General features: G+C 66.9%; 18 protein-coding genes. 11 read left to right on the forward strand and 7 right to left on the reverse strand.

The features are described from left to right. Positions 1–18: 18 nt before the first annotated feature. Positions 19–945: a DMT family transporter gene (locus AB4Y43_RS31600; RefSeq protein ID WP_368685595.1), complete on the forward strand. Its 927-nt coding sequence runs from the start codon at positions 19–21 to the stop codon at positions 943–945. Between the two features lie 21 nt (positions 946–966). On the opposite strand, the gene AB4Y43_RS31605 is transcribed toward AB4Y43_RS31600, so the two are convergent. After that, entirely contained in the window at positions 967–2268 is a 1302-nt protein-coding gene (locus AB4Y43_RS31605) for an MFS transporter (protein WP_368729578.1), read from the reverse strand. Positions 2269–2485: 217 nt separating this feature from the next. Between AB4Y43_RS31605 and AB4Y43_RS31610 the strand changes: the two genes are divergently transcribed. Genes AB4Y43_RS31610 through mdcH form a run of 8 tightly spaced genes read left to right on the forward strand, consistent with a single transcriptional unit; the run spans position 2486 to position 9488 of the window. Continuing rightward, the gene (locus AB4Y43_RS31610) at positions 2486–3277 is read left to right on the forward strand and encodes a GntR family transcriptional regulator (RefSeq protein ID WP_368606190.1); all 792 of its coding nucleotides are present in this window, start codon (positions 2486–2488) and stop codon (positions 3275–3277) included. Continuing rightward, a complete protein-coding gene (mdcA, locus tag AB4Y43_RS31615; RefSeq protein WP_069268719.1) occupies positions 3261–4934 on the forward strand; it encodes a malonate decarboxylase subunit alpha in 1674 nt (557 codons plus the stop codon). Before AB4Y43_RS31610 ends, mdcA begins: the two co-directional genes overlap by 17 nt. Positions 4935–4939: 5 nt before the next feature. After that, positions 4940–5896: a triphosphoribosyl-dephospho-CoA synthase gene (locus AB4Y43_RS31620; RefSeq protein WP_368729579.1), complete on the forward strand. Its 957-nt coding sequence runs from the start codon at positions 4940–4942 to the stop codon at positions 5894–5896. After that, positions 5884–6186 (forward strand): malonate decarboxylase subunit delta, encoded by a 303-nt coding sequence (locus AB4Y43_RS31625; RefSeq protein WP_042265098.1) that lies wholly within the window; start codon positions 5884–5886, stop codon positions 6184–6186. Before AB4Y43_RS31620 ends, AB4Y43_RS31625 begins: the two co-directional genes overlap by 13 nt. Next, positions 6183–7064 (forward strand): biotin-independent malonate decarboxylase subunit beta, encoded by an 882-nt coding sequence (locus AB4Y43_RS31630; protein ID WP_368729580.1) that lies wholly within the window; start codon positions 6183–6185, stop codon positions 7062–7064. Before AB4Y43_RS31625 ends, AB4Y43_RS31630 begins: the two co-directional genes overlap by 4 nt. Beyond that, the gene (gene mdcE, locus AB4Y43_RS31635; RefSeq protein WP_368729581.1) at positions 7061–7876 is read left to right on the forward strand and encodes a biotin-independent malonate decarboxylase subunit gamma; all 816 of its coding nucleotides are present in this window, start codon (positions 7061–7063) and stop codon (positions 7874–7876) included. Before AB4Y43_RS31630 ends, mdcE begins: the two co-directional genes overlap by 4 nt. After that, the gene (locus tag AB4Y43_RS31640; protein WP_368729582.1) at positions 7876–8553 is read left to right on the forward strand and encodes a malonate decarboxylase holo-ACP synthase; all 678 of its coding nucleotides are present in this window, start codon (positions 7876–7878) and stop codon (positions 8551–8553) included. Before mdcE ends, AB4Y43_RS31640 begins: the two co-directional genes overlap by 1 nt. After that, positions 8550–9488 (forward strand): malonate decarboxylase subunit epsilon, encoded by a 939-nt coding sequence (gene mdcH, locus AB4Y43_RS31645; protein ID WP_368729583.1) that lies wholly within the window; start codon positions 8550–8552, stop codon positions 9486–9488. The genes AB4Y43_RS31640 and mdcH overlap by 4 nt, the downstream gene beginning before the upstream one ends. A 134-nt stretch (positions 9489–9622) precedes the next feature. On the opposite strand, the gene AB4Y43_RS31650 is transcribed toward mdcH, so the two are convergent. Both AB4Y43_RS31650 and AB4Y43_RS31655 read right to left on the reverse strand, forming a co-directional pair. Further along, complete coding sequence (locus AB4Y43_RS31650) at positions 9623–10219, reverse strand: alpha-ketoglutarate-dependent dioxygenase AlkB (RefSeq protein WP_368729584.1); 597 nt, start codon at positions 10217–10219, stop codon at positions 9623–9625. Positions 10220–10334: 115 nt separating this feature from the next. After that, positions 10335–10670, reverse strand: a complete 336-nt coding sequence (locus AB4Y43_RS31655; protein WP_069268713.1) for a hypothetical protein — start codon at positions 10668–10670, stop codon at positions 10335–10337. A gap of 445 nt (positions 10671–11115) precedes the next feature. Here AB4Y43_RS31655 and AB4Y43_RS31660 point away from each other — a divergent pair, with 445 nt between their 5' ends. Together AB4Y43_RS31660 and AB4Y43_RS31665 are read left to right on the forward strand one after the other, a co-directional pair. Beyond that, positions 11116–12273 carry a metallophosphoesterase gene (locus AB4Y43_RS31660; RefSeq protein WP_069268712.1) on the forward strand — a complete coding sequence of 386 codons (1158 nt, stop codon included), beginning with the start codon at positions 11116–11118 and terminating at the stop codon, positions 12271–12273. A gap of 102 nt (positions 12274–12375) precedes the next feature. After that, positions 12376–13467: an AI-2E family transporter gene (locus tag AB4Y43_RS31665; RefSeq protein ID WP_069268711.1), complete on the forward strand. Its 1092-nt coding sequence runs from the start codon at positions 12376–12378 to the stop codon at positions 13465–13467. An 8-nt stretch (positions 13468–13475) separates the two neighbouring features. Here the strand turns inward: AB4Y43_RS31665 and AB4Y43_RS31670 are convergent, their stop codons facing one another. The 4 genes from AB4Y43_RS31670 to AB4Y43_RS31685 all read right to left on the reverse strand — a co-directional run bounded on the left by AB4Y43_RS31670 (position 13476) and on the right by AB4Y43_RS31685 (position 18505). After that, a complete protein-coding gene (locus AB4Y43_RS31670) occupies positions 13476–14915 on the reverse strand; it encodes a heavy metal sensor histidine kinase (protein ID WP_368729585.1) in 1440 nt (479 codons plus the stop codon). Further along, a complete protein-coding gene (locus AB4Y43_RS31675) occupies positions 14912–15601 on the reverse strand; it encodes a heavy metal response regulator transcription factor (protein ID WP_042265081.1) in 690 nt (229 codons plus the stop codon). Before AB4Y43_RS31675 ends, AB4Y43_RS31670 begins: the two co-directional genes overlap by 4 nt. A 148-nt stretch (positions 15602–15749) precedes the next feature. Further along, the gene (locus tag AB4Y43_RS31680) at positions 15750–17255 is read right to left on the reverse strand and encodes an efflux transporter outer membrane subunit (RefSeq protein ID WP_368729592.1); all 1506 of its coding nucleotides are present in this window, start codon (positions 17253–17255) and stop codon (positions 15750–15752) included. 2 nt (positions 17256–17257) lie between these two features. Next, complete coding sequence (locus tag AB4Y43_RS31685) at positions 17258–18505, reverse strand: efflux RND transporter periplasmic adaptor subunit (RefSeq protein ID WP_342950230.1); 1248 nt, start codon at positions 18503–18505, stop codon at positions 17258–17260. Positions 18506–18515: the final 10 nt, after the last annotated feature.

Raw genomic sequence — 18515 nt, forward strand, 5'->3', positions numbered from 1 at the left:
GATCCCCCCGCTCCGGCCATGCAATCCGAACATCACGGCAACCGTCAGCAAGGCGTCTTCATGCTCGCGGGCGGCGGCCTCCTGATGGGCACGATCGGCGTGTTCGTCGAGGAGGCGCGTCTCGGCGCCCTCACGCTCGTGTTCTTCCGCTGCTTTTTCGGCATGCTCGCGCTCGCCGGGTACTGCGCGTACAAGGGCTGGCTCTCGCCGCGGCAGTTCACGCGCCGCACGCTCACGCTCGCGGTGATTTCAGGCGTGCTGATGGTCACGCAGTGGGTGGCTTTCTTCGACGCGATCCATCGCACGAGCATTGCCGTTTCGACGGTCGTGTTCCATGTGCAGCCGTTCTGGGTCGTGCTGATGGGCGCGGCGATCTTTCATGAGCGGCTCGGCGCCGACCGGCTGGGCTGGATCGGCATCGCGTTCGTGGGGCTCGTGCTCGCTTCCGGCGTGCTCGCCGAAGCCCATGTGGCCGATCGCACGAGCTACATGATCGGCATTGGCGAGTCGCTGGGCGGTTCGGTGCTCTATGCGAGCGTCACACTGATCGCCAAGAGCCTGCGCAACTTTCGCCCGCATCTGCTCACGCTGACGCAATGCGTGGTGGGCTCCGTGTGCCTGCCGCTCATCGCGCCATTTTTTGCGCCGCTCGAACTCGTGCATATCTCGGCCACGCAATGGGGCTGGCTCGTGGGCATGGGGGTGCTGCACACGGGGCTATCGTACGTGCTGATCTACGGCGCGCTGCCGATGTTGACCACGCCCGTGATCGCCGTGCTGCTGTTCGTATATCCGCTCACTGCGATCGCCGTCGATGCGATCGTCTACGGTCGCGCACTGAGTGTGCCGCAGCTTGCGGGCATGGCGCTGATCGTGGCGGCGAGCCTCGGGGTCAATCTCGGCTGGCGCCTGTTGCCGCCGAGGCTCGTGAAGGCGCGGCGCTAGCCAACGCGCCGCATATCGGGCTCATGAAGGCAGCGTTTGACCCTTCGTTTCCGGCGCGAACGGAATGATCAGAAGCCCGAGAACGAAGGCCAGCGCCGTGAGCGCCACCGGCACGCCGAGCGTATGCATACGCAGCACGGCCGCGCCAAGCAGGAAGTTCACGCCCGCGCCCACGAAGCGGCCAAACGACGTGCAGAACGCGAACGCAGTAGCACGCACGCGCGTTTCGAACTGTTCAGGCAGCCACAGGCTGAACAGCGCGAAGTTGCCGCCGAAGAAGCCCAGCACAAAGAGCAGCGCGATGAACGGCACGAGTCCGTTCTGCAGGTAGAACGCCCAGCCGAAGCTCGCCGCGATCGTCACGGCCATGCCAGCGAAATAGACGGCAAGCGTCCACCTGCGGCCGATGCGCTCGGCCATGGGCGGCAGTGCGAGACAACCCAGAATCGTGCCGATCGACAGGATGCCCGTGGCGATAGAAGCCGTGCGGATCGCCTCGGCCTTGTTCGCGCCCGCCTTCGTCGCCAGCTGGATCACGGCGGACGGCTCATAAACCGCGCCTGCCCACAACCCGATGATCGCGATGGTCAGCAGCGCGCACGCCACCACGGTGCGCAGGCGGTAGACATCGCCGAAGATTTCACGCAGCGGGTGGCCGCGGTGCTCATGGCTCGCCTCCGACTTCTGCCACTTGGCCGGCTCCTCCACGCGCGTGAGCACGAGAATGGCCACCACCACCGGCACCGCACCCGTGAGGAACATGGCGCGCCAGCCGAAGTGCACGCCGACCGTGTAGTTAAGCGCGGCCGCAATGAAGAAGCCCGCGTAGTACCCCGTCTGCAGATAGCCCGCGCCCATCTTGCGACGGTCTTCGGGCCACGATTCGGCCACGTAAGTGCCCGCGAGCGCCCACTCCCCGCCGATGCCCACGCCCGCGAGAAAGCGATAGATGCCGAGCGACCAGACGCTCTGCGCGGTAGCCGAAAGTCCCGTGAAGATCGCAAACATGAAGATAGTGCCGGCCAGCACGCGCGTGCGCCCGAAGCGGTCCGCAAGCGGCCCCCAGATGAAGGACAGCCCCCAGCCCACGAGGAAGAGCGCGAACAGGATCGAGCCGGCAAGCCCGATGTTCGCCGCACTCGCCTCATAGCCCGAGCGCGGCAGCAGCTCCGTGAGCGCGGGCGTGAGCACGAGTGCGTAGATGAACGAGTCCATCCCGTCGAGCGTCCAGCCTGCCCAGGCGCCCCAGAAACCGGCGATCTGCGACCGGTTGAGCGGTGTCTTGGTGCGAGTTCGCCGTGCGGACTCGGTGATCGAATTCATGATGCTCCTCTCTCCATTGATGCCTCGCCAGCCCACGCAGCAAGATGCGCACGCACGCCGCGAAACGCGGAAATGCAGGCCGCGGCAGTGCCGGCCCTCTTCAGGAACTCCCTGTAAGCCCCCGTTCTTCTTACCCGTCTATAGTGAATCTGGTGTTTCGGCGTTGCGGGTTTTCGAGGCTTTCGCCTTGGTCGTTTTATATATAATATTTGATCTCATGAGCGACGCAACGAATGGTTTTCCCCTGGAAGGCGCGGCAGCGCCTCGCACCAGCACCTCGCGCATGATCGCCGACGCCCTGCGCAGCGCGATCGTCGAGGGCAAGCTCGCGCCCAATGCGCCGCTGCGCCAGGACGCGATCGCGCGGCATTTCTCAGTCAGCGCGATCCCCGTGCGCGAGGCGCTGCGCCAGCTCGCGAGCGAAGGCTGGGCGAAGATCGAGGTAAACAAGGGCGCGAGCGTGGCCTCGCTCTCCGCCGACGAAGCGCGCGAGATCTACGAGATCCGCTCCGCGCTCGAAAGCCTCGCGCTCGGCCTCGCCATTCCGAATCACACGAGCGCCACGCTGCGCGAAGTGACCGCGCTGGCCGCCGCCGCGAAACGCGAACGCGATCCGTCGCTCTATGTCGCGCGCAACGAGGCTTTTCACATGAACCTCTACGCGCCCGCCGGCCGCCCGCAGCTCATGGAGATGCTCACCGCCCTGCATCGCCGCGGCGAACGCTATCTGCGCCTGAAATTCGGCTTTCCCGAATACAAGGGCGAATCCGATAGTGAGCACGCCGAAATTCTCGCCGCCGTGAAGCGCGGCGACGTGCCCACCGCGCAAAAGCTCGTGGCCGAGCACCTGCTCGGCACGGGCGAACTCATCTACCGTTTCCTGACCGAGCGCGCCGCGCTGCCTGCAGTGGCAACTTCAGTGCCACCTTCGGTGCAAACTGCCGCCGCAAAACCGCGCGCCGCCTCTTCCCGCTCACGGAGCCGAACTGCCGATGAAGCCTCAAGCTGATACGCCAACCTCGCCTGACCTCGCGCCGCGTTCGTGGACCACGCGCCGCGACGACAAGGCCCGCCGCCTCGCCGCCGTGTCGGGCTGGCTCGAAGACGGCGTCCTGCCCGCCTCGCGCATGACCGATGCGCTCGAACTGCTGATCCGCCCGGGCGACCGCGTCGCGCTGGAAGGCGACAACCAGAAGCAGGCCGACTTCCTCTCGCGCTCGCTGGCCAAGGCCGATCCGGCCAAGGTCAACAACGTTCACCTGCTCATTTCGAGCATCAGCCGCCCCGAGCATCTGACGCTGTTCGAGCGCGGCATCGCGCACCGCGTGGACTTCGCGTTCGCGGGGCCGCAGAGCCTGCGCGTCGCGCAACTGCTCGAAGACGGCCAGCTCGAAGTGGGCGCGATCCATACCTATGTCGAGCTGTACGCACGCATGTTCGTCGACCTGATTCCCCAGGTCGCGCTGCTGTGCGCCGAGAAAGCCGACCGCCACGGCAATCTCTACACCGGCCCGAACACCGAAGACACGCCGACCATCGCCGAGGCCGCCGCGTTCAGCCAGGGCATCGTGATCGTTCAGGTCAACGAAATTGTCGATGAACTGCCGCGCGTGGACATTCCCGGCTCGTGGGTCGACGTGGTCGTGCAGGCCGACCGCCCGTTCGCGGTCGAGCCGCTCTTTACGCGCGATCCGCGCCACATCGGCGACTTGCAGGTGCTCACCGCGATGATGGTCATCAAGGGCATTTACGCGCCCTATGGCATCGCCGCGCTCAATCACGGTATCGGCTTCGACACCGCCGCGATCGAATTGCTGCTCCCCACGTACGGCGAATCGCTGGGCCTCAGGGGCAAGATCTGTCGCAACTGGACGCTCAATCCGCACCCCACGCTGATTCCCGCCATCGAATCGGGCTGGGTGGAAAGCGTGCATTGCTTCGGCAGCGAAGTGGGCATGGAAGCCTATATCGCCGCGCGGCCCGATGTGTTCTTCACGGGCAGCGACGGCAGCCTGCGCTCGAACCGCGTGCTGTGCCAGCTCGCGGGGCAATATGCCGTGGATCTCTTCATCGGCTCGACGCTGCAGATCGACGCGGACGCGAATTCGTCCACCGTCACGCGCGGCCGGCTCGCGGGCTTTGGCGGCGCGCCGAACATGGGCCACGATCCGCGTGGTCGGCGCCATGCGAGCGAAGCATGGCTCAAGCTGCTCAAGGACAACGGCCCGGTTTCGCGCGGCCACAAGCTCGTTGTGCAACTGGCGGAAACGTGGAAGAAAGGCGGCGAGCCGACCTTCGTCGACGAACTCGACGCCATCGCCGTGGGCCAGAAGAGCGGCATGCCTGTCGCGCCCGTGATGATCTATGGCGACGACGTGAGCCATGTCGTGACCGAAGAAGGCATTGCGCACCTGCATCGCGCAGAGGGCATCGACGAGCGCCGCGCCGCGCTCGCGGCCGTGGCGGGCGTGACGCCGATCGGCCTGCGCGCCCAGCAGCAGAAAACCGACGAACTGCGCCGCCGCGGCATCGTGCAGTTCCCCGAGGATCTCGGCATTTTGCGCGGCGAAGCCAAGCGCTCGCTGCTCGCGGCACGCAGCATCGACGATCTGGTGACGTGGTCGGGCGGGCTCTATACGCCGCCGGCCCGATTCCGTAGCTGGTAAGCGCGATGCGTACGCTTCCTCTTACGGTGCTTGCCGAGGGCTCGGCGGGTCTCGCGCGGCGGCTCCCGTGCGCCAGCGACTCGCGGCCGTCCTCCTCCGCCGCACAGCTCGCCCGCTTCGCCCGCGACGCGCTGATCGAAGAGGCGCGCCTCACGCCCAAGCCCGCGCTCGTGGACGCACGCGGTAGCGGCGCGCACAGCGATCTCGATCTCGCGACGATGCTGCGCTCGGCGCATGCGCTCGAGCCCACGTTCGAAGCGCTCGCGCGCGCTTCGCGCCGGGCCGCGCCCGGCACGGCGCTGCGCACCGATCTCGCACGCATCGGCCGTGCCGGCGAAGCCGCGATGATGCGCGCGACGCAAGGCAGCAACGCGCATCGCGGCGCGATCTGGATTGTCGGTCTGCTGGTGGCGGGCGCGGCGATCGTGCATACGCCGCAAAGCAGCGACAGCGAATTTGCCCACGCGGCGCACATCTGCGAAACGGCTGCACAGATCGCGCGCTTCGACGACCTGCTCGCGCAGCCCGTGCAAAGCAACGGCGAGCGCGTGCGTCAGCGCTACAACGTAGGCGGTGCGCGCAGCGAAGCGCAAGAGGGTTTTCCGCATGTCGTGCGCGTGGGCCTGCCCGCACTGCACGCCGCGCGCGCGCGAGGCCACGACGAAGCCCACGCGCGCGTGGACGCCTTGCTCGCGATCATGGCCTCGCTCGACGACACCTGCGTGCTGCATCGCTCGGGGCTCGCCGGGCGCGAGGCCGCTCGAGCGGGCGCGCAGCGCGTACGGGACGCGGGCGGCCTTGCCACGCAAGCCGGCCGCGCCGCGTTCGATGCGCTCGAACGCGCGTTGCTCGCACTCAACGCATCGCCGGGTGGCGCGGCCGATCTGCTTGCCGCGACGCTTTTCATCGACAGACTGGTTCAGCACCGCATGGGCGGGAGGACGGTTTCATGGAACAACTGACATTCGACTATCCGGCGCAACGCGCCGTGACGACGCGCGCCCACGTGGGCGTGGTGGGCTCGGGCGATCTCGAAGTGCTGCTGCAGCCCGCGAGCGACATGCAGGCACGCGTGGTCGTGCATACGAGCGTGGACGGCTATAGCCACATCTGGAAGAGCGTGCTCGACCGCTTCTTCACGCGCTACGACGGCGCGGCGCTCATCGAGATCAACGACTTCGGCGCCACGCCCGGCGTGGTGGCGCTCCGTCTCGCGGAAGCCGTGGAAGCCGCGCAGGAGGCGCAGTCATGAGCAGCACGAATCAACCGATGCCCGGCGCGCTGCTGCGCGAGAGCTTCATCGAACTGAGCGCGCGCGAACGCGCGGCCGCCGTGCTGGACGCGGGCACGTTCCGAGAACTTCTTGGGCCCTTCGACCGTATCGAATCGCCGTGGCTGCCGTTGCAGGGCATCGTCTGCCAGGCCGACGACGGCGCAGTGATCGCGCGCGGCACCATCGACGGGCAGCCCGCTGTCGTAGCCGCGATCGAATCGGCATTCCAGGGCGGCAGCATCGGCGAAGTGTCGGGCAGCAAGATCGCCGCCGCACTCGAACTGGCGCTCGCCGACTGCGAGCGCGGCAAGATCGTGCGGCCCGTCATCCTGTTCGAAACCGGTGGCGTGCGTTTGCAGGAGGCCAATCTCGGCCTCGCTGTGATTGCGGAGATCCAGTCGGCCATCGTCGCCTTGCGCGCGCATGTGCCCGTGGTCGGCGTGATCGCGGGCATGGTGGGTTGTTTTGGCGGCATGTCGCTCGCGGCGGCCCTGTGTTCGACGCTCGTGATGACGAAGCAAGGCCGCCTCGGCATGAATGGCCCTGAGGTCATCGAGCAGGAAGCCGGCATCGAGGAACTCGATTCGAGCGATCGCCGTCAGGTGTGGCAATTGATCGGCGGCGAGCAGCGCGCGCAAACCGGTTTCGCCGATGCGCTCGTCGAAGACGCCGTGGACGACGTGCGCGCCGCCGTGCGCGCGGCGTTTGCACAAGGCGCGCCCCACACGCCGCGCTCGGCGGATGTGGATGCCACGCTCGCGAAACTCGCGCAGATCGATCCCGCCAGCGTCACCCCAGAAACGATGCGTGCGGTGTTCACCGCTTCGCTCCTGAACCTGCGCGGAGAAAACGCATGAACGACACGACGACGAGCCGCGGCGTACGCTGGCTGCGCGCCCTCGCGGGCGTAGACACACAAGGCGCGTGCGTGCAATACGCCGACGCGCCGCTCGACGACGAGACCGCGCGCTTCATCACCGTCGCACCCGATCCCGCGAACCGCTTTCCGCGTGCGCGCGACAACGTGGTGGGCCTCGAACAGGGCTGGCGTCTCGCGAAGGCGGTGCGCGAAGCGATTGCCGAGGACGCCGCGAGCGGCAAGCGCCGCCCCATCATTGCGATCGTCGATGTGAAGAGCCAGGCCTACGGCTATCGCGAGGAGATGCTCGGCATTCACCTCGCCTGCGCCTCGGCCGTGGACGCCTACGCGAGCGCGCGGCTCGCGGGGCATCCCGTAGTGGCGCTGATCGTCGGGCCCGCCATGTCGGGCGCGTTCCTCGCGCACGGCTATCAGGCCAACCGCATCGTCGCGCTCGACGCGCCCGGCACGATGGTCCACGCCATGGGCAAGGAAGCGGCGGCGCGGGTCACGCGGCGCAGCGTCGAGGACCTCGACGAGTTGGGCGAAAAGATCGTGCCGATGTCGTATTCGATGGCTTCGTTCGCGAAGCTCGGTCTGCTCGACGAGTTGATCGAAGGCGTCGATGCCGACGTGCCGAGCGATGCGCAGATTGCACGCGTGCGCGATGTGCTCGCACAGAGGGTGCGGGAAGCACGCGGCGACAAGAGCGGCCTCGCGCATCGTCTGCAAGGCGCGTCGGCGCAGCGTACGCGTGCGGCATCGATCGAGGTGCGCAAGCGCCTCGCGCAACAGTGGGGCGCCAGCTGATGCGCGTGTGCGCCGCCCCGCCGTTCGCTGCCGACGCGCCGCGCGTGGACGACACGCGCTGGCGCGCGCACGACCTGCTGCGCATCGCGCGCCATACCCCATCAGGCGACGAGCCGGATTGGGTACGCGGCGCGCTTGCGCGCGCGCCCTGGGTGGTCGTGCGGCGCACGTGCGCGGCGGCGGGTTTCGTGGCTGTGGGCGTGCGCGGCAGCGTACGTTCGGAGCGCTTCGGCACCTGGCTCAATACTGAGGATATCGAATCATCCGCCAGTCCGGAGGATCTGCTCGGCGTTGAGCCGCTTCGCGCACGCCGCGCATTGCCTGCGTTCATCGCGCTTGCTACCCTGCGCACGGGCGCCTCGCCATTGCGCAGTTACGTTTGGGGCCCAACGGGCAGCGCCGGCTTCGAACTCGCCACGGGCGTACCCACCCTCACCGCATCGAGCGATCTCGACATCCTGATTCGCCTGCCGCAACGCGTCTCACGCGCGGCGATCGAGTCGCTTGCGCAGACGCTCGCGCAGGCCGCCAGCCGCGCAGACACACGCATCGACGCGCAACTCGAAACGCCCGCAGGCGGTGTCGCGCTCGTCGAACTCGCTGCCCACAAGCCGCGCGTGCTCGCGCGCGCTTCCAGCGGCGCGCGACTTGTCGCCGACCCGTGGCAAGCCGCATGACGCTCGCCCTGCTCTTTCCGGGCCAGGGCGCGCAAAACGCCGGCTTCCTCCACAGGCTGCCGCAACACGACGCCGTGCGGGCCACGCTCGACGAGGCGTCGGCGGTACTCGGCTTCGACGTCCTCACGCTCGATAGCGACGACGCCTTACGCTCCACGATTGCCGTTCAGATCGGCCTCGTGGTCGCGGGCGTGGCCGTGGCGCGTGCGCTCGCGCACGAAGGACTCGCGCCGCAATTCAGTGCAGGGCTTTCCGTGGGCGCCTATGCGGCCGCGGTAAGCTGCAAGGCCCTGGCGTTTGGCGACGCACTGCGGATGGTGCGCAAACGCGCCGAGTTGATGGAAAACGCGTGGCCCTCGGGCTACGGCCTCACGGCCGTCGCGGGGCTGAGCGAGACGCAGGTCGAAACGCTCGCCGATGCGCATGCGCGCGAAGGCGGCGAGCGAGTGTACGCGGCGAACGTCAACGCGCCGCGCCAGATCGTCGTGGCCGGCGCCGACGGCGCGCTCGAAGCCTTCGCGGCCCGCGCGCTCGCCGCTGGCGCGCGCAAGGCGCAACGGCTCGCGGTGGCCGTTCCTTCGCATTGCGAACTATTGGCCGATGCCGCCGATGCGCTCACCGAGTGGGCGCGCGACATACCGTTTCGTACGCCGCGCAGCGTCTACGTCGACAATCGCGGCGGCAGGCCCCTCTACACCGCCGACGCCGTCCGCGCCGATCTCGCCACCAATATGCGCTACACGGTGCGCTGGTACGACGCGCTCACCGTCATGATCGAGTCGGGCGCAAGCGTGCTGGTCGAAGCGCCGCCCGGCCAGGTGCTCACGGACATCGCGCGCGAGCACTATTCCGAGGTGAGCGCGCTCGCGGGCTCGAGTTTGCCGCTGGAGCGTCTCGTCGCAATCGTGCGGCGCCGGCTCGGCCAGGACGGCTGATCGCTGCGCAAATGCCGAGTTGGCGTTTATGCGCATAAATTCTTATTTTATTTTTAGTGCGCAGCCACTCGCGCGAGCGTAGTCCGCGCACTGAACATCGGCGATTTAATACCCTTCCACAGCGATCTAGACGTCTATTTCCGCAAACCCGGCGTGACCACGCGAAACGTGAGGTTCACGCGTTCGCCGCTCACGGCGGGCTCCTTCGGCACGCGATGCCGCCATTGCGCCTGGGTCTTGCCCTGCATCACGAGCAGGCTGCCACTCGTCAGCTGAAAAGAACGCACCACGCCCGTCGCGTTGTGGCGCAAGTCGAAGCGCCGCGTCGCACCGAGGCTCAGCGAGGCAATCACCGGCTCGGGGCCGAGTTCGGGTTCGTGGTCCGCGTGCCAGCCCATGCTGTCCGTTCCCGTGCGGTAACGGTTGAGCAGCACGCTGTTGAAGCGAACGCCGCAAAGCGCAGAGATGGCGTCGCGCAGCTCGGCTACCTGGCTCGTCCACGGCTGCGGGATGTTTCGGATGCCTGAATAGACGTACACCGCGCCTTCGTCGCCCTGCCAGGCCGTGAGGCGCGGCTGGTCCACCCAGCCGCCGGGCGTGCGAATACGTTCCTGGCGCCAGTCGGCCTCGGCGATGATGCGCGCGAGCGCCTCGGCGGCCGCCTCTGGCGCGAGCCATGACGGATGCCATGCCACGTCAGGGGCAGGCGTATCGTCGAAAAGATCGAACATCGGGAGTGCTTCTATCGAGCGGGAAAGCACACAGTTTCGCATGGCGCGAATCCGGCCGCCGCCCGCCCTCGCCTCCCGCAGGATTGCGAATCAACAGAAACGACAAACAGGCGATTCAGGTGAGCAGTGCGATGTAGAACACCGCCGCGCCGATGAGCGCGCCGACGAAGCAGAAGCCTTCGGCGGGTTCGTCGGTGGTGCGGGATCGCAGCCAGGCGCCCAGCACGCCAAACATACCCGCAATACCGAGCGCGACGAACACCATCACGACATCGAACAACGCGCTTCGGCCAATTTCGAGAATGTCGATGTTCTTGACCGCGATATACAGCGCGATGGCCATGATCGACAGAACGACCATCGGCAGCATGACATGGCTGCCTTCGTGCCCGACGTGACGACCATGCAAACCCTCATGCAGCCCATGTGCGACCGGCCGGATTCCTTTCATGATCCGTCTCCCCCAGAGCGCCCGAAACCACGCGGGCCTCATTTCGAGCATAGTCCATCGCAAGGGCCGATTCAATGGACGTTTAATAGAGTGCGCTCGGCCCCAACGGGAACATAGTGCGACGGGTGAGATCGCGGTGGCAATCCAGGGTAATGCCGCACTGCCACAGTCGGAGGCGGGAAAGCGTCAAGGCCTACGCATACACGCATGCATGTATGTCGATGCACGATAGGGAAAGCCGTCGATGATGCATCGCAGCGCGCAAACCCCAATCCGCCGCCGTCTATCGGCACGAAGTCTGCTGCGCCGGTAAAATGCAACGCAGCCTACCTCTACTGCCCGGTCGGCCGGGTTTCGACCGGGCCTCGATGGTTGGGCTTTGCTGCAGCGCGCCGAGCCCGGCACGCCAGCCCACGCCGGTCCGCTCCCATCCGTTCGCGCCGCCATGCCCCGACTCTCCTTTCTGGTCCGCTTCATCGCCATCGGCGTGCTGCTGCATGTTTATGTCGGCTTTCGCCTGATTCCCGACCTGAGCGTGCCAGCCGCCGGCAAGTGGCTCGCCGTGCTGTGGCTCGTGCTCTCGGTGCTGTTCATCCCGCCCGGCATGCTCGCGCGGCGCTTCAAGCGCCAGCCGCTCGGCGACCGCCTCGCCTGGATCGGCATGCTCGCCATGGGCTTCTTCTCGTCGCTGCTCATGCTGACGATCGCGCGCGACATCGTGCTCGCCTCGGCCATGACCGTGGAGGCACTGTGGCCCAAAGCCATCGATCTCGCGGGCTGGCGCACCGTGAGCGCCGCCGCGGTGATCGCGCTTGCGTTCCTCTCCTCCGGGTTCGGCTTCTTCAACGCGCGGCGGCGTGCGCGCGTGCGCAACGTCGAGGTGCCGATTCGCGGCCTGCCCGCCGCGCTCGACGGCTTCACGATCGTGCAACTGAGCGACATCCACGTCGGCCCGACGATCAAGCACGGCTACGTCGACGCCATCGTGCGCGCCGTGAACCAGCTCGACGCCGACGTGGTCGCTATCACGGGCGACGTGGTGGACGGCAGCGTGGCGCATCTCGCCGCGCACACCGCGCCGCTCGGCAAGCTCAACGCGCATCATGGCGTGTATCTCGTGACCGGCAACCACGAGTACTACTCGGGCGCGGACGCCTGGATTGCCGAGTTCCGCCGCATCGGCCTCACGGTGCTGATGAACCAGCATGTGGTGATCGAGCATGGCGGCGCGCGGCTCGTGCTGGCCGGCGTGACCGACTACACGGGCGGCCAGTTCGATCCCGCGCACCGCAGCGATCCGGCCGAAGCGCTGCGCGGCGCGCCCGCCGACGTCAACACGCGCGTGCTGCTCGCGCACCAGCCGCGCACGGCCCACGCCGCCGTCGATGCGGGCTTCACGCTGCAACTCTCCGGCCACACGCACGGCGGCCAGATTTTCCCGTGGAATTTCCTCGTGCGGCTGCAGCAGCCGTTCACGGCGGGCCTCGAAAAACTCGGCAGCCTATGGGTCTACACGAGCCGCGGCACGGGCTACTGGGGGCCGCCCAAGCGCCTTGGCGCGCCTTCGGAAATCACGCGCGTGCGGCTGGTGGGCGCACAGTGAACCCCTGGGCGCGCTGCGCCCGACGGCCCGCGCGGCCTTGCCGGTATCATCGGACGATGCCGCCGTTCGTCCGCCTGCCGCTTTAACTGGAATCCATCGCACATGGAAGGCAACAAGCAGCTTCACCAGACATCGTTCTATTTGCTGTTGTTCACGGTGTCCATCGCGCTTTGCTTCATCCTCGCGCCGTTCTTCAGCACGGTGCTCTGGGGCGCCATACTTGCATTGATCTTCCAGCCCGTGCAGCGCCGGCTCGTTGCCCGGCTCGGGCGGCGGCGCAATATCGCCGCGCTCATTACGCTCACCATCTGCCTCGTCATCGTGATCTTTCCGCTCACGCTGGTGACGGCCACGCTGGTGCAGCAGGTCGCCTTGGCCTATCAGGGGGTGCGAAGCGGCAGCCTCGACTTCGGCGCCTACTTCACGCAGATCGTCCATGCCATGCCCGAGTCGATTCAGAACCTGCTAGCGCGCTACGACCTCATGGATCTGCCCGGGCTGCAGCAGCGCCTTTCGGCGGGCGCCGCAGAGATCAGCCAGTTCGTCGCCACGCGTGCTTTCTCCTTCGGGCAGAACACGCTGCAATTTCTGGTGAGTTTCGGCGTGATGCTCTATCTGTTCTTTTTCCTCGTGCGCGACGGCCGCGAAATTTCGCGGCTCGTACGCGACGCCATTCCGCTCGACGAGCAGCACAAGCTGCATCTCATGCGCAAGTTCACGACGGTGATCCGCGCAACGGTGAAGGGCAACGTGGCCGTGGCGGTCGTGCAGGGCGGCCTGGGCGGTATCGCGCTCTGGGTGCTCGGCATTCAGGGGGCGCTGCTGTGGGGCTTCGTGATGATGCTGCTCTCGCTGTTGCCCGCCGTGGGCGCGGCGCTCGTGTGGGGGCCCATTGCGATCTACTTCCTTTCCACGGGCGCGGTGGCGAAGGGCGTCGGGCTGATCGTCTTCGGCTCCGTCGTGATCGGCACCGTCGACAACGTGCTGCGCCCCGTGCTCGTGGGCAAGGACACGCGCCTGCCTGACTGGGTCGTGCTGATCTCGACGCTCGGCGGCATTTCGCTCATCGGCATCAACGGCTTCGTGATCGGGCCGCTCGTCGCCGCGCTTTTCATCAGCTGCTGGGACCTGCTGCGCAAGGACCAGCACAACATCGAAAACGAAAGCACGCCCGTGGAAGACGAGCCCGTCTAAGCGCGGCGCTATGGCGAAACGTGCAGCGGCACGCCGGCGCGGCCCTGGCGTGCAACACCGGCAACAGGCGCTTCGGGCGTTTCGGCGCCGTCCACGGCAACCGAAAAACCGAACGTGTTGATGCCGTCCGCGCTGCGCACGAACACCGTGCCGCCGTGCATTTCCGCCACGGCCTTGACGATCGACAGCCCGAGCCCGTGATTCTCGTGGCTGTTCGAGCGCGCCTCCTGAATGCGGTAGAAGCGGTCGAAAATATGCTCGCGCGTGACCGGATCGAGCGGCTCGCCGGGGTTCGACACGGCGATCTCGACGTGACCGTTCTGCGGCGCGACCGTCGCGCGCAACGTCGTACCGGGCTGCGAATGCTGGATCGCGTTGACGAACAGATTGCTCACGGCGCGGCCGATCAGCGATGTATTCACCCAAGCCCGCGCATCGCCCTGCACTTCCACGCGCAGCTGTGCCTCTTCCAGCGGCATCTCCAGAAAATCGAGCATGCGTTCGATCTCCGAGCGCAACGACACTTCCGTGAGGTCGGTCGCGCGTTCGCCGCGATCGCTGCGCGAGAGGAACAGCATGTCGTTCACGATCACGCGCAATCGTTCGAATTCCTCAAGATTCGACTGCAGCGTCTGTTGCAGTTGTTCGACCGAACGGTCGCGCGTGAGTGCCACCTGGGTCTGGCCAATCAGGATGCTCACCGGCGTGCGCAGCTCGTGCGCCACATCGGCGTTGAATGATTCGAGCCGCTCGTAGGCCTTGTCGAGACGCTCCAGCGCGCCATTGAACGATGTGGCGAGTTCGTGCAGCTCCTCGGGCAGTTCGTCCGAGTGCAGACGCTGGCGCCGGTTCGACGGGCTCAACTGCGAGGCCTCGCGCGAGAGGCGCGTGAGCGGGGCGAGTCCGAAGCGCGTCACCGCGCGGCTCAGCAGCGCGACTGCAATGGTGGACAGCGCGATCAGCACGCCGAGCGCGATGCCGAAGCGCCGCAGCATGCCTTCGGTGCGCACGCAGTCGCTGCCGACCACGAGTTTCACCTGAGGCCGGTCGCCGCTCGCGGGTACGATAAAGGTCGTCGTGATGATGTCGTAGCTGCAGCCGGGCGGGCGCACGAGCAGATGATTCGGGCCGACGTCGCCGGTGACCTTGCCGACGATGGGCGTACCGAAACGAAAGCGCGGATCGGGGCCTTCGACGTAGTAATGCATGCGGCTGTCAGCAGGCGAGAGGTCGCGCAGCTTTTCCTGCACGAAGGCCCACTTCTGCACGTCCGGTGCGTGCGAAACGATCAGGCTCGCAATGCGCGCACGCGTGTCGAGCGTTTCGCGCAACTCGTTGAAGAGTTGACGCTGCATCAGGAAGAAGAGGCCCGCGCCCGTGAGCGTGAACACGATGAGCGACACCGCTGCGAACATCGCCGAAAGCCGCAGCGAGATCGAGCGTTTCATGACGTCTGGCCTCCTTCCTCGCGCACTTCGAGCACGTAGCCCATGCCGCGTATGGTGTGCAGCAGCTTTGCCGCGTGCGGGCCGTCGAGCTTGGCACGCAGCCGCTTGATCGCCGTTTCCACCACGTTCGCATTGCTTTCGAAATTCACGTCCCAGACCAGCTCGGTGATGAGCGTCTTGGAAAGAATCTCGCCGCGCCGACGCGCGAGCACCGAAAGCAACTGGAATTCCTTCGCCGTGAGATCGAGGCGCACACCGTCACGCGTCGCGCGGCGGCTGATGAGATCCACCTGCAGATCGCCCACCGAAATCAGCGTGGACTCCTGCGTGCGTGCGCGCCGCGTAAGCGCGCGCAGCCGCTCGACGAGCTCGAGGAAGGAGAACGGCTTGGTGAGATAGTCGTCGGCGCCGTCGCGCAGACCGTGCACACGGTCGTCCACGCGGTCGCGCGCCGTCAGCATGATGACCGGCGTGTCCTTCTTCGTGCGCACGGCGCGCAGTACGCCGAAGCCGTCGAGCTTCGGCAGCATGACGTCGAGCACGATCACGTCGAAGTCGTACTCCGTGGCCATCCACGCGCCTTCCTCGCCGTCCATGGCGACATCCACGACCCAGCCCTGCTCCGTGAGTCCGCTACGCAAGTAGTCGACGACCTTGCGCTCGTCTTCGATTACCAATACTTTCATGCCCGCCCTCCTCTTCGCGCGCTGCCCTGGCGGTGCCGGCCGACGCGGCCCGCGACCGCCGTTGCGCGCTTTTATATACCCTGGTGCCGGGCCCGCTCAAGCCCTCTTGTAGCTCTCGTATGCCCCGTTTTCAGCCCTTGCGTGCGACTCAGCTTCTGCCCTCGGCCTTCGGCACTTCGCGGCACGTGCCCGCGCTGCAGGCCAGCTCGCGGTCGTCGGCGCTCCAGCCACCGCCCAGCGCCTTCGCGAGAAAGACCACCGTGGCGACCTGCTGGCCGTGAATCTGCACTTCCTGGCGCTCGCTGGCAAGCAACTGCTGCTCCGCGTTGAGCACGTCGATGAACGCGACGAGGCCGCCCTGATAGCGGTCGTTGGCGAGTTCGAACGACTTGCGTGCGTCGTCCACGGCCGACTGACCGTCGGTCGAGGCACGTTCCAGCACCGAAAGGCCCGTTACCGCATTTTGCACCTCCTGGAACGCGGTGAGCACGGTCTGACGATAAGACGCCTGCGCCGACTCGTAGCCCGCTTGGGCGAAATCCACGCCCGCCGCGCGCTTGCCGCCGTCGAACAGCACCTCGCTGGCCGTCGCGCCCACCGACCACATCAGGCTCGGCACGGAGAAAAGGCCGCCAAAACGCGTCGATTCCCAGCCGAAAGTGGGCGAAAGGGTGATGTCCGGAAAGTACGCGGAACGTGCCACGCCGATCTGCGCATTGGCCGCGGCCATCGCCCGCTCGGCCGAGGCCACGTCGGGCCGCCGCTGCAACAGCTCGCTCGGCAGCCCGGTGGGAAGCGCCGGCACCGGCAGCGGCGTCACCTTCTGCGCGATCGTGAATTCGGGCGCGGGCTTGCCGACCAGCACGGCAATGGCGTTCTGCTCCTGCTGTCGCTGGTTTTCGAGCAGATGCACCTCAGTTTGCGTCGCCGCAAGCTGGGCCTTTTGCTGCAGCAGTTCGAGACCCGAAACCGCGCCGAGATCGTGCTGCGCGGTCACGAAGTCGAGCGCCTTTTGCTGCAGTTGCGCCGAGCGGTTCACCACGTCGATCTCGTTGTCGAGTTCGCGCATGGCGAAATAGTCGGTAGCGAGCTCGGCGGTGAGCACGAGACGCGCGTTGACGAGATCGTCGCCGGCCTGCTGCGTCGACGCCTGCGCCGACTCCACCATGCGCCGGATGCGTCCGAACAGATCCAGCTCGTAACTCACGGTCGCGCCGACGGTGACCTGGTTCTGCACGGTCGACGTGTTGGGCGTCGCGTAGTTCGTGAGCGGCCGGTTCGCGGAAATGCGCTCGCGCGCGAGGCCCGCGTCGAGCCCGACCTGCGGGCTTTGCTGCGACGACACCGAAGCCAGCGTCGCGCGTGCCTGCGCGTAGTGCGCGGCGGCCACGCGCAGCGTCTGGTTCTCGGCGAGCGCCGCGGTTTCCAGACTGTCGAGTTCGGCGTTGTCGAATGCTTTCCACCACTGCGGATCGAGCGGCGCATGCGAAGGCTGCGCCGCATGCCAGTATGAATCGGCGGAATCGACGCGCCAGGCCGAGGGGCTTTGCGTTTGCGGCGCGTGATAGTCGGGGCCCACGGTGCAAGCCGCGAGACCGAGCGCGCCCAGCGCCGTGACGCAAGCGAGCGGCCGTTGCCGCGTGTTATTCCGCATCGTCACGTCGCGCTCCGCCTGGCGGCCTCGTGCGCCGCTTCGGTCTTGTTCGGCGCGACCACGACGACGCTGTCGCCATCCGCAATCGAGTCACTCGGGTTGAGCACGACGCGATCGGTCGGCGCGAGCCCGCGGCTGATTTCGAGCGTCTGCCCGAGGTCCTGCGCGATTTCCACCGGCTTGAGCTTGATCTTGCCATCCGCATCGACGACTGCAAGACGCGGACCTTCCGAGCGGAACAGCAGCGTGTTGCCCGGCACCGTGAGCAGGCCCTTCGCGTCGGTCTGCAAGGCGGCCTGCACGTACGCGCCGGGCAGCAGCTTGCCGTCATGGTTGGGCAGCGAGATTTCGGCCTGCAGCGTGCGCGTGGCCACGTTGATGGCCTGCGCCGTGCGCGTGACGGTGCCGTCGAACGTCAGGCCCGGCAGCTCCTGTTCGGTCACGCTCACGTGCTGGCCGACCGCCACCTGCTGCGCATAGGTCTGCGGCACGTCGAGGTAGAGGCGCAGCGGGTCGGACTGCGCAATCGAAAAGAGCGCATGACCCGCCCCGCCGTTGCCCGCGTTCACGAGGTCGCCGATATCGACGTTGCGCTGCGTGATAATGCCCGTGATCGGTGCGACGATGCGCTGGAACGACTTCATCTCCGTGAGGCGGCGCACGTTCGCATCGGCGGCGGCGAGATTCGCCTGGTCGGTGTTGAAGGCGCCCTGGCGGTCGTCGAGTTCCTGCTGCGAGACCGCATCGCGCTGGCGCAATTGCTGCGCCCGATCGAACGAGGTCTTTGCGAGAGCGAGCGTCGAGGCGGCCTGATCGCGCTGCGCCTGCGCCTGCGCGAGTTCCTGATCGATCTCGGGCGTATCGATCTCCACGAGCAACTGCCCTTGTTGCACGTGCGCGCCGATATCGGCGTACCAGCGCCGCACGTAGCCGTTCGCACGCGAGTAGATCGGCGCTTCGACAAAGCCGCGCAGCGTGCCCGGCAGCACGATGCGGCCGTCCGCGCCCGCCGCTACCGGTTGCACCACGCTCACGTACTGCTTCGCGTTCTGCTTCGTGACATCTGCGAGATGGTGGCCGTTCATGAGGTTCGACACGATCGTGCGCGTGGCGCCCGCAGCCAGCAGCAGCGCAACCACGATCAGCGCAAAACGTGCGCGCTTGCCGGCCTGGCCGCGCGCCGGCAGGTCCATGCCCTGCTCGCTGCCCACGGTGATGTCGAGAGATGAATGGTGGTGAGGTTCGTTCATGTCTTCGGCC

This window comes from Paraburkholderia sp. BR10872, assembly GCF_040965835.1.
GTDB classification, from domain to species: Bacteria; Pseudomonadota; Gammaproteobacteria; order Burkholderiales; family Burkholderiaceae; genus Paraburkholderia; species Paraburkholderia nodosa_A.

What these genes read in the sequence shown, in the direction of transcription:
- AB4Y43_RS31630 (WP_368729580.1), top strand. Translation starts at nt 6,183, where the DNA reads ATGAGCAGCACGAATCAACCGATGCCCGGCGCGCTGCTGCGCGAGAGC.
- mdcA (WP_069268719.1), top strand. Translation starts at nt 3,261, where the DNA reads ATGAAGCCTCAAGCTGATACGCCAACCTCGCCTGACCTCGCGCCGCGT.
- AB4Y43_RS31620 (WP_368729579.1), top strand. Translation starts at nt 4,940, where the DNA reads ATGCGTACGCTTCCTCTTACGGTGCTTGCCGAGGGCTCGGCGGGTCTC.
- mdcE (WP_368729581.1), top strand. Translation starts at nt 7,061, where the DNA reads ATGAACGACACGACGACGAGCCGCGGCGTACGCTGGCTGCGCGCCCTC.
- AB4Y43_RS31665 (WP_069268711.1), top strand. Translation starts at nt 12,376, where the DNA reads ATGGAAGGCAACAAGCAGCTTCACCAGACATCGTTCTATTTGCTGTTG.
- AB4Y43_RS31625 (WP_042265098.1), top strand. Translation starts at nt 5,884, where the DNA reads ATGGAACAACTGACATTCGACTATCCGGCGCAACGCGCCGTGACGACG.
- AB4Y43_RS31660 (WP_069268712.1), top strand. Translation starts at nt 11,116, where the DNA reads ATGCCCCGACTCTCCTTTCTGGTCCGCTTCATCGCCATCGGCGTGCTG.
- AB4Y43_RS31650 (WP_368729584.1), bottom strand. Translation starts at nt 10,219, where the DNA reads ATGTTCGATCTTTTCGACGATACGCCTGCCCCTGACGTGGCATGGCAT.
- AB4Y43_RS31685 (WP_342950230.1), bottom strand. Translation starts at nt 18,505, where the DNA reads ATGAACGAACCTCACCACCATTCATCTCTCGACATCACCGTGGGCAGC.
- AB4Y43_RS31675 (WP_042265081.1), bottom strand. Translation starts at nt 15,601, where the DNA reads ATGAAAGTATTGGTAATCGAAGACGAGCGCAAGGTCGTCGACTACTTG.
- mdcH (WP_368729583.1), top strand. Translation starts at nt 8,550, where the DNA reads ATGACGCTCGCCCTGCTCTTTCCGGGCCAGGGCGCGCAAAACGCCGGC.
- AB4Y43_RS31670 (WP_368729585.1), bottom strand. Translation starts at nt 14,915, where the DNA reads ATGAAACGCTCGATCTCGCTGCGGCTTTCGGCGATGTTCGCAGCGGTG.
- AB4Y43_RS31640 (WP_368729582.1), top strand. Translation starts at nt 7,876, where the DNA reads ATGCGCGTGTGCGCCGCCCCGCCGTTCGCTGCCGACGCGCCGCGCGTG.
- AB4Y43_RS31680 (WP_368729592.1), bottom strand. Translation starts at nt 17,255, where the DNA reads ATGCGGAATAACACGCGGCAACGGCCGCTCGCTTGCGTCACGGCGCTG.
- AB4Y43_RS31610 (WP_368606190.1), top strand. Translation starts at nt 2,486, where the DNA reads ATGAGCGACGCAACGAATGGTTTTCCCCTGGAAGGCGCGGCAGCGCCT.
- AB4Y43_RS31655 (WP_069268713.1), bottom strand. Translation starts at nt 10,670, where the DNA reads ATGAAAGGAATCCGGCCGGTCGCACATGGGCTGCATGAGGGTTTGCAT.
- AB4Y43_RS31605 (WP_368729578.1), bottom strand. Translation starts at nt 2,268, where the DNA reads ATGAATTCGATCACCGAGTCCGCACGGCGAACTCGCACCAAGACACCG.
- AB4Y43_RS31600 (WP_368685595.1), top strand. Translation starts at nt 19, where the DNA reads ATGCAATCCGAACATCACGGCAACCGTCAGCAAGGCGTCTTCATGCTC.